This window comes from Blastococcus sp. VKM Ac-2987 (assembly GCF_026967805.1).
In the GTDB taxonomy this organism is placed as follows: Bacteria; Actinomycetota; Actinomycetes; order Mycobacteriales; family Geodermatophilaceae; genus Blastococcus.
Genome location: NZ_JAPVBG010000001.1, coordinates 1,474,663 through 1,488,069, shown reverse-complemented (window position 1 = coordinate 1,488,069; position 13,407 = coordinate 1,474,663). Strand labels below are relative to the sequence as shown.

The following is a 13,407-nucleotide window of genomic DNA, read 5'->3' as shown; positions in this document are numbered from 1 at the left end:
GACGGTCAGGGCCGCACGTGCCGCAGCGCGAAGGCCAGCGCGACCTCCACCTGCCGGATGGTCTCCTCGATGACCAGCGAGCCGTGCCCGGCGTCGAACCGGTACACCTCGTGCTCCTTGCCCAGCTCCTCGAGCCGGCCCAGGTAGTTGTCGATCTGCCGGATCGGGCAGCGCGGGTCGTTCGCCCCGGCCACCACCAGCACCGGTGCGGCCACCGCGTCGACGTAGGTCAGCGGCGAGGACCGCACGTACACGTCGTGCACCTCCTCGGGTGACCCGCCGAACAGCGCGCGGTCGTAGGCCCGCAGGCCCTCCATCTCGTCCTCGTAGGCGGCCAGGTAGTCAGCCACCGGCACCTCGGCGATCCCCGCCGCCCAGCGCTCCGGCTGCGTGCCCAGGCCGAGCAGCGTGAGGAAGCCGCCCCACGAGCCACCGGTCAGCAGCACCCGCTGCGGGTCGACGACGCCCTCGGCGACCAGCGCGTCGTAGACCGCGCCGATGTCCTCGAGCTCGGTCAGCCCCGGGCGGCCGGTGAGGGCGTCGCGCCAGTTCGAGCCGTACCCGGTGGAGCCGCGGTAGTTGACGTGCACGACGGCGTACCCGGCGTCCACGTAGGCGGCCCGGCGGGCGCGGTAGGAGTCGTCGTCGGCGGCCTCGGGGCCGCCGTGCACCAGGAACGCGGTGGCGTGCGGACCCGGCCCGGCGGGGCGCACCAGCAGCGCGTGCACGTCGCCGCCCGGCCCGGGGACCCAGCGGTCCTCCACCGGGTAGGCCGCCGGGGGCTCCTCGTCGCTCACCGACAGCACGACCGGCCCGTCGGCCCGGCGGATGACCGGCGGTCGCGCCGAGTTCGACCAGGCGAGCTCCACCGTGCCGTCGGGGCGGGCGGTGGCCCCGCGGACGACGCCCGGCGGCGTCTCCAGCTTCTCCAGCGCACCGGAGCCCAGGTCGTAGCGGTACAGCTCGCTGCGGGCGGCGTGGTCGTGCCCGACCAGCAGCGCGGAGCCGTCCGGGTACCAGCCGGCCGTCACGTCACCGGGCAGGTCGAGCACGATCTCGGTCTCGGTGCCGGCGACGACGTCCCACAGCAGCAGCTCCTCGCGGCCGCGCCGCTCGTGCCCGACCAGCAGCCGCCGGTCGCCGGGCAGCGGGGCGAACTCCAGGGCGTGCAGCCCCCGGCCCTCGCCGTCCCACTTCTCCGCGACCACGGCGTCGTCAGCCGTCCGCAGCACGCGCAGCGCGGGGTAGCGCGGGTCGCCGTGCTCGGAGTGGGAGATGACCAGCAGGTCGTCGTCGCGGGTGAGCGCGTCCACCGACGCCGGGTCGGGGTGCCGGTAGACCACCCGCGGCGTGCCGCCGGTGGGCGCCACCCACAGCTCGCTGCCGTCGTCGGTGCTGCGGCCGATGGCGACCAGCGACCGCCCGATCTCCAGCCCCGCCGGGTAGGCCGGGCCCACCTCGGGGACCGCGACCGCGTCCTCGCCACCCTCGAACGGCTGGGTCATCCACACGCCGAACTCGTCGCCGTCGTCGTCGGCGAACCACCAGATCGTCCCGCCGTCGGGGCTGAGCGTGGCGATCAGCGTGCCGTTGGGCCGGTCGGTCACCTGCCGGTGGGTGCCGGTCTCCCGGTCCCAGGCGTACTGCTCGACCACGCCGCTGACGTCGGAGGAGTAGAGGTTGCGGTGCGGGGCCTCCTCGGCCCAGTCCGGGAGCGAGACGCGGGGAGCGCGGAACCGTGCCTGCCAGCGGGCGGTGACCTCGGGGGAGAGTGCAGGGACGGTGCTGGGATCGGACGTCACCGGCTCATCTTCCCCCGGCGCCCGCACCCGCCAGCGGGGCGGCCCCGTCGGGCTCCGCCGCCTGCCGCTCCTCGACCCGGCGGCGCTCGGCGGCGGCGTCGCGGACGTCGCCGATCAGCTTCTCCAGCACGTCCTCCAGCGCCACGACGCCGGTGGTGCGGCCGCCGTCGACCACCCGCCCGAGGTGCGCGCCGGCCTTACGCATGGCGGCCAGCACCTCCGGCAGCGCCTCGTCGGCCCGCAGCTCCACGAAGGGCAGCACGTCGCGGTCGGGCATCGGGTCGTCGCGGCGCTCGCCCGGCACGTCGAGCACGTCCTTCACGTGCACGAAGCCGACCAGCTCGCCGTCGGCACCGCGGACCGGGTACCGGCTGAAGCCGTGCTCGGCGACGACGTCCTCGAGCTCCCGCGGCGTGGTGCTGCGGGGGACGGTGACCAGCCGGTCCAGCGACAGCACCACCGAGGAGAGGTCGGTGTGCTCGAAGGTGAGCGCGCCGGCGGCCAGCTCGCCCATCTCCGTGCCCAGGTGCCCCTCCCGCTGGGACTGGGTGACCATCGAGCGGATCTCCGCCGAGTCGAAGCTGGCGGCGACCTCGTCGGTGGGCTGGACGCCGAAGAGCCGCACGAACGCGTTCGCGATCGTGTTGAAGAACCAGATGAACGGCTTGAGCAGCCGGACCATGACCGCCAGCGGGGGCCCCAGGACCAGCGCGGCCCGGTCGGGTCCGGCGATGGTGATGTTCTTCGGCACCATCTCGCCGATGACCATGTGCAGGACGGTCACGATCGACAGCGCGATCACCAGGGCGATCGGGTGCAGCAGCCCCTCGGGGATGCCGGCGGCCTCCAGCGGGACCTCGATCAGGTGCGCCACCGCAGGCTCCCCGACCGCGCCCAGACCCAGCGAGCACAGCGTGATGCCCAGCTGGGCGCCGGCCATCATCTGCGACACGTTGCGCATGGCGGCGAGGGTCTTCACCGCGCGGGCCGAACCGGCCGCCGCGCGCGGCTCGATCTGGTCGGCGCGGGTGGACACCAGCGCGAACTCGGCGGCGACGAAGAAGGCGTTGCCGAGCAGCAGGACGACGAGGATCAACAGGCTGACGACGGTCATGCCGGCACCTCCGCGCGGACCCGGGACGCCGTGGCGCCGCCGACGTCGGGCTCCGGTGGGTCGGCCGGCTCGGCCCGCACCCGCGCCACCCGGCGCCCCTCCAGCGTCTCCACCCGCAGCGCCACGCCGTCCACGGTCACGCAGTCGCCCTCCTCGGGCAGCCGCTGCAGCTCGTCGGTGAGGAACCCGGCCAGGGTCTCGTAGCGACCCTCGGGCACGGCGATGCCGGTCCGCTCCAGCACCTCGTCGGGGCGCAGCAGCCCCGACAGCAGCCAGGTGTCGTCGTCGACGCGGCGCAGCGTGCGCAGCGGGCGGTCGGTCTCGTCGGTGATCTCCCCGACGAGCTCCTCCACGATGTCCTCCAGCGTCACCACCCCGTGCGTGGCGCCCCACTCGTCGACGACGAGGGCCAGCTGGAGCCCCTGGTCGCGCAGCAGGTCCAGCAGCCGCTCGAGGTGCATCGAGGAGGGGACGGCGAGCACCGGGACGGCGAGCTCGCCGGCGGTGCGGTGGGCGCGCTCGGCCTCCGGCACCGCGACGGCGTGCTTGACGTGCACCACGCCGGTCACCTCGTCGAGGTCGGAGCCGTAGACCGGGAAGCGCGAGTTGCCGGAGTGCACCGCGGCCGAGATGACGTCGGCGGCGGTGGCGCTGGCCCGCAGCGTCCACAGCTGCGTCCGGGGCGTCATCACGTCGGTGGCGAACTTGCCGCCGAGCTGGAGGGACCGCTCCAGCAGCCGCGCCGCGACGGGGGAGAGGTCGCCCTCGGCCGCCGAGCGGCGGGCGACGGCGGCCAGCTCGTCGGCGTCCCGGGCGGTCTCCAGCTCCTCCCGCGGCTCGAACCCCAGCCGCCGGACGATGGCGTTCGACACCCGCTGCAGCGCGTGCAGGAGCGGCCCGGTGACGACGGTGAACGCGCGCATGCCCGGAGCGACGAAGCCGGCCACGGACAGCGGGTTGGCGATCGCCAGGTTCTTCGGTCCCAGCTCGCCCAGCAGCATCTGCAGCGTGGTCGCCAGCGCGATGGCCAGGCCGACCGACACCGCGGTGGTCGACGCGCCGGTCAGCCCGGCGGACTCCAGCGGCCCGCGGAGCAGCTGGCCGATCGCCGGCTCGGCCAGGTAGCCGACCAGCAGCGTGGTGAGCGTGATGCCCAGCTGCGCGGCCGACAGCTGGGTGGACAGCGTCCGCAGCGCGCGGACGACGCCGCGCCCGCGGCGGTCACCGGCGGCGGCCTCCTCGGCGCGCCCGCGGTCCACGGTGGTGAGGGAGAACTCGGCTGCGACGAAGAAGCCGGTGAGCGCCGTCAGGAGCACGGCGGCGAGGAGGAGCAGCCATTCGATCATCGCGGCTCCCGGTGCCCGCGGGGGCGACCGTCCAACCGGAACGTGGCGGGAACGACTCAGGGGCCGCCTTCCGGCGGCCCCTGAGCTGAGGGTCGGGGTGACAGGATTTGAACCTGCGGCCTCGTCGTCCCGAACGACGCGCGCTACCAAGCTGCGCCACACCCCGAGGTGCGTCGTCGAGTCTAGCGCTAGACGCCGGACCGCTCGGCGGCGGGGGACCGGCGCTCAGGCCGGGCGCGCGGTGAGGGTCAGCAGCGTGGCCTCGGGCGGGCAGGCGAAGCGCACGGGGGCGTAGGGGCTGGTGCCGAGGCCGGCCGACACGTGCAGCCAGGTGCCGGCCGGGTGCGCCGGCGTCGGCTCCGCCCAGCGGTGCAGCCAGCGCACCCGGTCGCGGTCGATCCCGCAGTTGGTGACCAGCGCCCCGTAGAAGGGCACCCGCAGCTGCCCGCCGTGGGTGTGGCCGCACAGCAGCAGGTCGTAGCCGTCGGCGGCGAACCGGTCGAGCACCCGCGGCTCGGGGGAGTGCGCCAGCCCGATCCGGACGTCGGCCGCGGGGTCCGCCGGGCCGGCGACCAGGTCGTAGCGGTCCCGCTTCAGGTGCGAGTCGTCGACGCCGGCGAAGACGATCCGCCGTCCGCCGAGCGTCAGCTCGCCCGTGCCGTTGGTGAGGTCCAGCCAGCCCCGGTCGCGCATGCCGTCGCGCAGGTCGCGCCAGGGCAGCTCGTTCCCGTGCACCCGCTTGTGGTCCCGCTTGAAGTACTTGAGCGGGTTCTTCGGCCGGGGCGCGAAGTAGTCGTTGCTGGCCAGCACGAAGGCGCCGGGCCGGTCCATCAGCGGGTCGAGGGCGCGCAGGGTGGGCGGCACGGCGTCGAAGCCGGCGAGGTTGTCCCCGGTGTTGATGACCAGGTCGGGTTCGAGCGCGGCCAGGCCGGCGACCCACTCCTGCTTGCTCCGCTGCCCGGCGGTCATGTGCAGGTCCGACAGCTGGAGGATCGTCAGCGGCGCGGAGCCGGGTGCCAGGACCGGGACGTCGAACCGGCGCAGCGTCCAGCGGGTGCGTTCGTAGAGGCTCGCGTAGGCGGTTCCCGCCGCAGCGGAGGCCGTGGCGGCGGTGGGGAGGGCGGTGTACCAGCGCACCCGCCGAGCCTACGGGCGCGGGCCGGGACGGCGTCATGCCAGGCTGGACACCGTGCCCGACCTCAAGGAACAGCTGCGCGCCGACCTGACCACCGCCATGAAGGCCCGTGACGAGCTGCGCACCGCCACGCTGCGCATGGTGCTCGCCGCCGTCAGCGCGGAGGAGGTGTCCGGCAAGGAGGCCCGCGAGCTCGGCGACGACGAGGTGCAGGCGGTGCTGCGCCGGGAGGCCAAGAAGCGCCGCGAGGCCGCCGAGGCGTTCGGCTCGGCCGGCCGCGCCGAGCAGGCCGCGCGCGAGCGGGCCGAGGGCGAGGTGCTGGCCGGCTACCTGCCGGCGCAGCTGGCGGACGCCGACCTGACCGCGATCGTCGCCGACGTCATCACCCGCACCGGCGCCTCCGGCATGAAGGACATGGGCAGGGTCATGGGCGCGGCCAACGGGATCGTGGCCGGCCGGGCCGAGGGCTCCCGCGTCGCCGCCGAGGTGCGCCGCCAGCTCGGCTGACGGCGCACCGCCGCTGGTCCGCTAGTTCGCGGGCGGGGGAGTTGCCGGGGCGACCGGCGGCTCCACGGCCGGCGGCTCGGCGGGCGGCGGCTCCACCGCGGGCGGCGGCTCCGGGGCCGGCGCCTCCGGAGCCGGGGGAGCCGGCGCGGCCGGCGGCGGGGTGGCGCGCTGCGTCGTCGTCCCGGTCCGGTTGCGGCGGTTCCAGTCGTTCCGGACGACGGGGCCGGAGGGCGCGGCGTCGACGCCGCGGCCGGCGTACTGCGGGTCCGCCGGGGGGAACGGGGCCGTCGGCTGGTTGGTGAGGATCGGCTCCATCGCGTCGTGCCAGATGCCGGCCGGCTTGCCGCCACCGAAGCCGCCGACGCTCTGCGTGTCCCGCGGGCGGAACACCATGACGCTGGCGGTGTACTCGGGGGTGGAGCCCACGAAGGCGACCGAGTCGTTCCGGTTCACCGTGCCGGTCTTGCCGGCGATCTCGTGCCCCGGGATGTGGGCCCGCGCGCCGGTCTGCAGCCGGTTGCCCGGCTGGACGTCCTTGATCATCATCTGGTTCAACGTGTCCGCGATGCCCGGCTCGAGCACCTGCTCGCAGGTGTTCTCCTTGACCACCGGCTCGCCGTCCTCGCCGGTGAACGGCTCCCCGGTCGGCGTGGTGATCGACAGGATGGGCGTCGGGGTGCACCGCACACCGCCCGCGGCGATCGTCGCGTAGGCGTTCGCCAGGTCCAGCGGGCTGACGCCGTCGGTGCCGTAGGCGAAGGACGGGCGGTTCTCGTCGATGATCGTCTGGGCCGGGGTCTGGGTGACCGGGTTGTCGAAGGTCATGCCCAGCCGCTGCGCCATCTCGACGGCCGGCTCGATGGCGCCGAGCGCGTCCTCCAGCGCCAGGAAGTAGGTGTTGGAGGACATGTACAGCGCCTGCGTCATGGTCAGCGTGGCCGGGTACGAGTTGCCCACGTTCGGGATCGAGTACGGCTCGATGCGCTGGGTCTCGGGGTCGTAGCTCTTGTAGAGCCGCGAGGTGTAGGGGTTGCTCGTCGTGATCGTGTGGCTCGCCGGCAGGCCCTTCTCCATGGCGGCGGCGGCGACGAAGGTCTTGAACGTCGAGCCGGAGCCCTTGGTCGCGACGGTCGCGAAGTTGACCGACTCGCACTCGGGCTCGCCGCAGCCGTAGCGGCGGTTGACGCTCATCGCGAACACGTGCCCGGTGCCGGGCTCGATCACGTCGTAGACCCCGACGGTGTCGGCGCCCATGGGGACGGTGTTCAGCACGGACTGGTCCCCGGCGCGCTGCATCTCCGGGCGCAGGGTGGTCTGGATGGTGAGCCCGCCCTTGGTCAGGTCCGCCTGGGTCAGGCCCAGCGTGCCGATCAGGTAGTCCTGGGCGAAGGCGCAGAAGAACCCGCCGATGGACGCGTCGATGCAGCCGTTGGCCGGCGCCTGCCCGGGCGCCACCTGCACCGGCTGGGGCGAGATGTCGGCCAGCTCCTGCTCGGTGATGTGGCCCAGGTCGAACATGCGCTGCAGCACCTGGTTGCGCCGGATCTGGGCGTTCTCCGGGTTGTTGATCGGCTCGTCGTAGAACGGGCTCTGCACCAGCCCGGCGAGCATGGCCGCCTGCGGGAGCGTGAGGTCGGCGGCGTTCACGCTGAAGTAGCGCTGCGCGGCGGCCTGGATGCCGTAGGCGCCCTGGCCGAAGTAGACCAGGTTCAGGTACCGGGTCAGGATCTCGTCCTTGGAGTAGGTGTCCTCCAGGGCGAGCGCCAGGCGGGCCTCGCGCAGCTTGCGGCCCACGGTCTCCGCGTCAGCGGCCTCCCGGTCCTCCGGGGTGGTGGCCGTCTGCAGCAGGGTCTGCTTGACCAGCTGCTGGGTGAGCGTCGAGCCGCCCTCCTGCACGGACCCGGCGGCGAGGTTCTTCATGAGCGCGCGCACGGTGCCCTGGACGTCGAGGCCGTTGTGGTCGTAGAAGCGGGAGTCCTCGATGTCGACCAGCGCCTGCTTCATGACCTCGGAGATCTGGTCCGACGTCACCGGGGTGCGGTTGTTCTCGTAGAAGTTCGTGATCAGCGAGCCGTCGGCGGCCAGCACCCGGGTGACGCCGGCGGGCGTCTTGTCGGTCAGCTCCACCGGGAGCGCGTCGAGCAGCGACACGGAGTTGCGTGCCGCCAGGCCCGGTCCCCCGATCCAGGGCAGCATGAGACCTGCCACGAGCGCGCCGGCGACGACGATCGTCGCGGCGAGCTTGGCGAGCAGACGGGTCCGGACGCGCGCGTTCTCCGACATCGCGGCCAGGGTACGTCGGCCGGTGCCGTCCCGGAGTGGCGCTCAGCCGCGGCGCGCGGGGAGGACGCGTGTCCTCGGCGTGCCCGTCGGCGTGTCGCCGTCGGCGCCGGTGAGCGCCTCGGCCATCACCTGCAGTCCCTCCAGGTCGTGGACGTCCCCGGCCGCAGCCGGGACGGTCCGCACCGCGACGTCGGGGTGGGCGCTGCTGAACCGGTCCGCCAGGTGCTGCTCCCGGCCCGCCTGCTGCATGCGCTCGGCGTGCACCCGCAGCGCCGCCGCAGCGAGCGCGGCCGTCTCCCCGCCGCTCTCGGCGACGGTCTCCGCGGCGCCCTCCGCGCGGGTGGCCGAGAGCGACGTCGTCGCCGGCGGGTGGGTGCGGTTGAGCACCAGCCCGGCCAGCGGCATGCCCTCGGCGGAGAGCCGGTCGACGAAGTAGGACGCCTCCCGCAGCGCGTCCGGCTCGGGGGCGGCGACCACCACGAACCAGGTGCCCGGCCGGCGGAGCAGCTCGTAGGTCGCGGTCGCCCGCTCGCGGAAGCCGCCGAACATGGTGTCCAGCGCGGCGACGAACGCGGAGATGTCGCGGAGCAGCTGGCCGCCCAGGATCTTGCTGACGATCCGGCTGAACAGCAGGAAGCCGGCGCTGGCGAACTTGAAGCCGGCCCGGCTCGGCGCCATGAGCAGCCGGATCATCGTGCCGTCGAGGAAGCGGCCCATGCGGTTGGGGGCGTCGAGGAAGTCCAGCGCGGAGCGCGACGGCGGGGTGTCGACGATGACCAGGTCCCACTGCTCGCTGGCGCGCAGCTGGCCCAGCTTCTCCATCGCCATGTACTCCTGCGTGCCGGCGAAGGAGGAGGAGAGCGCCTGGTAGAAGGGGTTGTCCAGGATCGCCTGGGCCCGTTCGGGGGTGGAGTGGGCGGCGACGATGTCGTCGAACGTCCGCTTCATGTCCAGCATCATGGCGTGCAGCTCGCCCGGTGCCCCCGGGACCTCGACCCGCCGGGGCTCGTTGTCCAGCTCGACCAGACCGAGCGACTGCGCGAGCCGCCGGGCCGGGTCGATCGTGAGCACGACGACGGTGCGCCCGGCCTCGGCCGCGGCCAGCGCGAGCGCCGCGGACGTCGTCGTCTTGCCCACCCCGCCGGCGCCGCAGCAGACGATGATGCGGGTCTGCCGGTCGGCGATGAGGGCGTCGAGGTCCATCGCCGGCGCCGGCCGCGCGCCGCGGGTGCGCGGCTCCGTGCTCGTGTCGGCGGCCATCAGAGGGTCACCTCCGCGCCCAGGTGCTCCTCGAGCCGGCCGGCCAGCTCGAACAGGCAGCCGAGGTCCACCGGGCCGGGCAGCAGCGGCAGCTCCACGGTGGGGCGATCCAGCGCGGTGACCTGGTGGCGCAGCGCGTCCTGCGAGACCCAGCGGCGGGCGTGCTCCACCACCTCGGCGGCCAGGGCGTCGGCGACCTCCGGCCCGCCCGGGAGCTGCGCGGTGGCGAGGGCGGGGGAGAGGTCCGCGCCGGTCAGCTCGCCGGCGGCCGCCCGGGCGAGGGCCTCGGGTGGCAGCACCGGCTCGGCGGCCATGTTGACCACGACCGAGCCGATCGGCAGCCCGGCGGCCTGCAGCTCGGCGATGGCGTCGGCGGTCTCCTGCACGGGCATGTCCTCCAGGATGGTGACCACGTGGACCGCCGTCTGCGGGGAGCGCAGCACCGCCATGACGCCGTCGCTCTGGGTCTTGATCGGGCCCGACCGGGCCAGCTGGGACATCTCCCCGGTGACGCCGAGGAACCGGGTGATCCGCCCGGTGGGCGGCGCGTCGACGACCACCGCGTCGTACACGTGCCGGCCGTCCTTGCGCCGGGTCACCGCCTCCTTGATCTTGCCGGTGATCAGCACGTCGCGGAGGCCGGGGGCGATCGCGGTGGCGAAGTCGATGGCGCCCATCTTGCGCAGCGCCCGGCCGGCGCGACGGAGGTTGTAGAACATGTCGAGGTAGTCGAGGAGGGCCTCCTCGACGTCGATGGCCAGCGCCTTGAGCTCGCCGCCGCCGCGCGCGACGGCGATCCGGCGCTCCTCGTAGGGCAGCGGTGCGGTGTCGAACAGCTGGGCGATGCCCTGCCGGCCCTCGGTCTCCACCAGCAGCACGGAGTGCCCGTCGGCGGCCAGGGCCAGTGCCAGGGCGGCGGCGACGGTGGTCTTGCCCGTCCCTCCCTTGCCGGTGACCACGTGCAGGCGCGCGGGTGACAGTTCGGGGGGCACGGCCCCAGCGTAGGAGCTGGGCACCAGGTCGGCCCGGTGCGGAGCCGCCGGGGCCGACGGCGCTGGTGCCCACCGCACCCCCGGCTGCAGTAGCGTCGCGCCCATGAGCGAAACCGCCCGCCAGAAGTGGGAGTACGCGACCATCCCCCTGCTGGTCCACAACACCAAGGCGATCCTCGACTCCTGGGGCGTCGACGGGTGGGAGCTGGTGACGGTGCTCCCGGGTCCCGGCGGGGCCGAGCAGCTGGTCGCCTACCTCAAGCGCCCGGTATGACCGCCCCCGCGGCCCCGAGCTGGCACGCCCGGCTCGCCGAGCTCGGCATCCGGCTGCCGCCGGTGGCCGCGCCGGTCGCCGCCTACGTCCCGGCGGTGCGCACCGGCTCGCTGGTGTTCACCTCGGGGCAGCTGCCCTTCGTCGACGGCGGGCTGCGCCGCACCGGCAAGGTGGGCGGCTCCGTGGACGCCGAGGCGGCCGCGGCCGACGCCAAGCTCTGCGCCCTCAACGCGCTGGCCGCCATCGACGACCTCGTGGGGCTGGACTCGGTCGCCCGCGTCGTGCGCGTCGTGGGCTACGTGGCCAGCGTCGAGGGCTTCACCGGGCAGCCGCGGGTGGTCAACGGCGCCAGCGAGCTGCTGGGCCGGATCTTCGGCGAGGCGGGCACGCACGCCCGCAGCGCCGTGGGGGTGGCCGAGCTGCCGCTGGGCGCCCCCGTGGAGGTCGAGCTCACCGTCGAGCTGCTGTGACCACGACACTGCTGCCCTCCGGGCAGCACCGCCACCACGTGCCCGGTCCCGCTGCGCTGAGCGACCCCTCGTGATCCCGTCGGAAGGCCTCCGGCCCCCGCGCCGGGACCACGACCTCGCAGGGCGACCGTGACTGCGCAGCTTCGTCAGACGGCGACGGTGCTGCTGCACTACTGCGGCGTGCGGCATGGCTGAGCCGAAGCAGGCGGCGACGGTCCTGCTGCTGCGGGACGGGGCACCCGGGCTCGAGGTCTACCTGCTCCGCCGCACCAGGGGCATGCCGTTCGCCGGCGGGATGACCGCCTACCCCGGCGGCGGCGTCGACCCCCGGGACGGCGACACCGAGATCGGCTGGGCCGGGCCGCCGCCCGAGCAGTGGGCGACCGCCTTCGGCTGCGACGAGCGCACGGCCCGCGAGCTGGTCTGCGCCGCGGTGCGCGAGACGTTCGAGGAGGCCGGCGTCCTGCTGGCCGGGCTGCCCGACGGCTCCGTCGTCCCGGACGTCTCCGGCGACGACTGGGAGGAGCAGCGTCAGGCGCTGCTCAGCCGCCAGCTCTCCCTGGCCGGGTTGCTGGCCGACCGCGGACTGGTGCTCCGGTCGGACCTGCTGCGGCCCTTCGCGCACTGGATCACCCCGCCGGTGGAGCCCCGCCGCTACGACACCAAGTTCTTCGCCGCGGCGCTGCCGGTCGGCCAGGAGGCGCGGGACGTCTCCGGCGAGGCCGACGAGGCCGACTGGCTGACCCCGGCCGCGGCGCTCGTCGAGCTGGACGCCGGTACCCGGCCGATGCTGCCGCCGACGTCGCACACCCTCGGCCAGCTGGTCGCCTTCCCGGACGTGGCCGCCGCACTGGCCGGGTCCCCGCCGGACCCGATGCACCCGATCAGCCCCCGGTTCGAGGAGACCCCCGAAGGCCGCTGGGCCGTCCTCCCCGACGGCACCCGCATCCGCCTGGCGGTGCCGCTTCCTTCGTGACGCTCCGCGTCACACCGCGGCCAGGCGTTGGCTCTGGGGGTTCTTTTCGTGCTGCAGGGGTTCTGCAGGACTCGGTGAGCGCGAGATCGACCCCCGGAGCGGCGCGGGCGCAGGCATGAACGAGCGAGGCCCGGAACCTGAGCGGTTCCGGGCCTCGCTGGTTCGACGCTCGGGGGGTCAGCGCGCGCGGCGGCGCAGGCGCTCCTCGTCGAGGACGACGACGGACTTGCCCTGCAGCTGGATCCAGCCGCGGTGCACGAAGTCGGCCAGCGCCTTGTTCACCGTCTCGCGCGAGGCGCCGACCAGCTGGGCCAGCTCCTCCTGGGTGAGGTCGTGCTTGACCCGCAGCCCGTCGGAGTCGCGGCTGCCGAAGCGGTCGGCCATCTGCAGCAGCGCCTTGGCCACGCGGCCGGGGACGTCGGTGAAGATCAGGTCGGCGACGGAGTCGTTGGTGCGGCGCAGGCGGCGGGCCAGCACGCGCAGCAGCTGCTCACCGATCTCCGGGTGCGCCTCGATCCACGGCAGCAGCACCGACTGCGGCATGCGGGCCAGCTTGACGTCGGTGACCGCGGTGGCGGTGGCGGTGCGCGGACCCGGGTCGAAGACCGACAGCTCGCCGAACTGGTCCGAGGGGCCCATGACCGCGAGCACGTTCTCCCGGCCGTCGGGCGAGCGGCGGGAGAGCTTGATCTTGCCGGTCATGACGATGTAGAGGCTGTCGCCCGGCTCGCCCTCGTTGAAGACCACCCGGCCCCGGGGGAGGGTGATCGTCTCGAGCCGGCTGATGACGGGGTCCACCGCGTCCTCGGAGAGCCCCTGGAAGAGCCCCGACTGAGCCAGCACCTCGTCCACTGCACGTCCTCTCACACTGTCTGCGACGCAGGGATGCCCGCGCCCGGAGCGAGTCTAGGCGTCTGTGCGGTCGGTCACCCGTTCGGTGGGCGGGCGGCTCGCCCGTCGGAGCGAGGGAGGGCCGTTCCGGCGCAGCGCCGGATCAGACCATCGGGGGGTTCTCCGACCGCCGCCGGCCACCGCTGCGGCGCCGCCGCCAGCGGGACAGCGCCCGCCGGAGGCCGGACGTGGCGAGGGTGTCCACCTCACCGGGCGTGGCCGTGTTGAGGAACTCGCTGACCTCGCGGGGGGACGCCGGGCGGCGGAGGGGTTCCTCGACCCGCTCCATGACCAGCAGGAACGCGATCAGCAGCGGCGGGAACAGGATGACACTGAGGGCGACCATCCCGACCTCCT

At 74.3% G+C, this 13,407-nt stretch carries 13 protein-coding genes and 1 tRNA gene; 4 read left to right on the top strand and 10 right to left on the bottom strand.

Annotated elements, in window-relative coordinates; genetic code table 11:
• Positions 1–5: 5 nt before the first annotated feature.
• From O2W17_RS07420 to O2W17_RS07400, 5 genes are all read right to left on the bottom strand, one after another.
• Entirely contained in the window at positions 6–1,802 is a 1,797-nt protein-coding gene (locus O2W17_RS07420) for a S9 family peptidase (protein ID WP_269191760.1), read from the bottom strand.
• Between the two features lie 4 nt (positions 1,803–1,806).
• On the bottom strand, positions 1,807–2,916 hold the full coding sequence (locus O2W17_RS07415; protein WP_269191759.1) for a hemolysin family protein: 1,110 nt from the start codon (positions 2,914–2,916) through the stop codon (positions 1,807–1,809).
• A complete protein-coding gene (locus O2W17_RS07410; protein WP_269191758.1) occupies positions 2,913–4,262 on the bottom strand; it encodes a hemolysin family protein in 1,350 nt (449 codons plus the stop codon). The genes O2W17_RS07415 and O2W17_RS07410 overlap by 4 nt, the downstream gene beginning before the upstream one ends.
• Before the next feature lie 92 nt (positions 4,263–4,354).
• Positions 4,355–4,428 (bottom strand) — tRNA-Pro (locus O2W17_RS07405).
• A gap of 59 nt (positions 4,429–4,487) precedes the next feature.
• Positions 4,488–5,399 (bottom strand): metallophosphoesterase, encoded by a 912-nt coding sequence (locus O2W17_RS07400; protein WP_269191757.1) that lies wholly within the window; start codon positions 5,397–5,399, stop codon positions 4,488–4,490.
• Between the two features lie 52 nt (positions 5,400–5,451).
• Between O2W17_RS07400 and O2W17_RS07395 the strand changes: the two genes are divergently transcribed.
• Positions 5,452–5,904 carry a GatB/YqeY domain-containing protein gene (locus O2W17_RS07395; protein WP_269191756.1) on the top strand — a complete coding sequence of 151 codons (453 nt, stop codon included), beginning with the start codon at positions 5,452–5,454 and terminating at the stop codon, positions 5,902–5,904.
• Positions 5,905–5,925: 21 nt separating this feature from the next.
• On the opposite strand, the gene O2W17_RS07390 is transcribed toward O2W17_RS07395, so the two are convergent.
• Genes O2W17_RS07390 through O2W17_RS07380 form a run of 3 tightly spaced genes read right to left on the bottom strand, consistent with a single transcriptional unit; the run spans position 5,926 to position 10,439 of the window.
• The gene (locus tag O2W17_RS07390; protein ID WP_269191755.1) at positions 5,926–8,187 is read right to left on the bottom strand and encodes a transglycosylase domain-containing protein; all 2,262 of its coding nucleotides are present in this window, start codon (positions 8,185–8,187) and stop codon (positions 5,926–5,928) included.
• 42 nt (positions 8,188–8,229) lie between these two features.
• Positions 8,230–9,447 carry an ArsA family ATPase gene (locus O2W17_RS07385; RefSeq protein ID WP_269191754.1) on the bottom strand — a complete coding sequence of 406 codons (1,218 nt, stop codon included), beginning with the start codon at positions 9,445–9,447 and terminating at the stop codon, positions 8,230–8,232.
• Positions 9,447–10,439, bottom strand: a complete 993-nt coding sequence (locus O2W17_RS07380; protein WP_269191753.1) for an ArsA-related P-loop ATPase — start codon at positions 10,437–10,439, stop codon at positions 9,447–9,449. Before O2W17_RS07380 ends, O2W17_RS07385 begins: the two co-directional genes overlap by 1 nt.
• Positions 10,440–10,542: 103 nt before the next feature.
• On the opposite strand from O2W17_RS07380, the gene O2W17_RS07375 reads away from it, so the two are divergent.
• The 3 genes from O2W17_RS07375 (at position 10,543) to O2W17_RS07365 (ending at position 12,159) form a co-directional block, all read left to right on the top strand.
• On the top strand, positions 10,543–10,713 hold the full coding sequence (locus O2W17_RS07375; protein WP_236828588.1) for a DUF4177 domain-containing protein: 171 nt from the start codon (positions 10,543–10,545) through the stop codon (positions 10,711–10,713).
• Positions 10,710–11,183, top strand: coding sequence for a RidA family protein (locus tag O2W17_RS07370; protein ID WP_269191752.1), 474 nt, complete (start codon positions 10,710–10,712; stop codon positions 11,181–11,183). The genes O2W17_RS07375 and O2W17_RS07370 overlap by 4 nt, the downstream gene beginning before the upstream one ends.
• Positions 11,184–11,370: 187 nt before the next feature.
• Positions 11,371–12,159, top strand: a complete 789-nt coding sequence (locus O2W17_RS07365; RefSeq protein ID WP_269191751.1) for an NUDIX hydrolase — start codon at positions 11,371–11,373, stop codon at positions 12,157–12,159.
• Between the two features lie 177 nt (positions 12,160–12,336).
• On the opposite strand, the gene O2W17_RS07360 is transcribed toward O2W17_RS07365, so the two are convergent.
• Together O2W17_RS07360 and O2W17_RS07355 are read right to left on the bottom strand one after the other, a co-directional pair.
• On the bottom strand, positions 12,337–13,011 hold the full coding sequence (locus tag O2W17_RS07360) for a Crp/Fnr family transcriptional regulator (RefSeq protein WP_104526541.1): 675 nt from the start codon (positions 13,009–13,011) through the stop codon (positions 12,337–12,339).
• 142 nt (positions 13,012–13,153) lie between these two features.
• Positions 13,154–13,396 (bottom strand): hypothetical protein, encoded by a 243-nt coding sequence (locus O2W17_RS07355; protein WP_269191750.1) that lies wholly within the window; start codon positions 13,394–13,396, stop codon positions 13,154–13,156.
• Between the last annotated feature and the right edge of the window lie 11 nt (positions 13,397–13,407).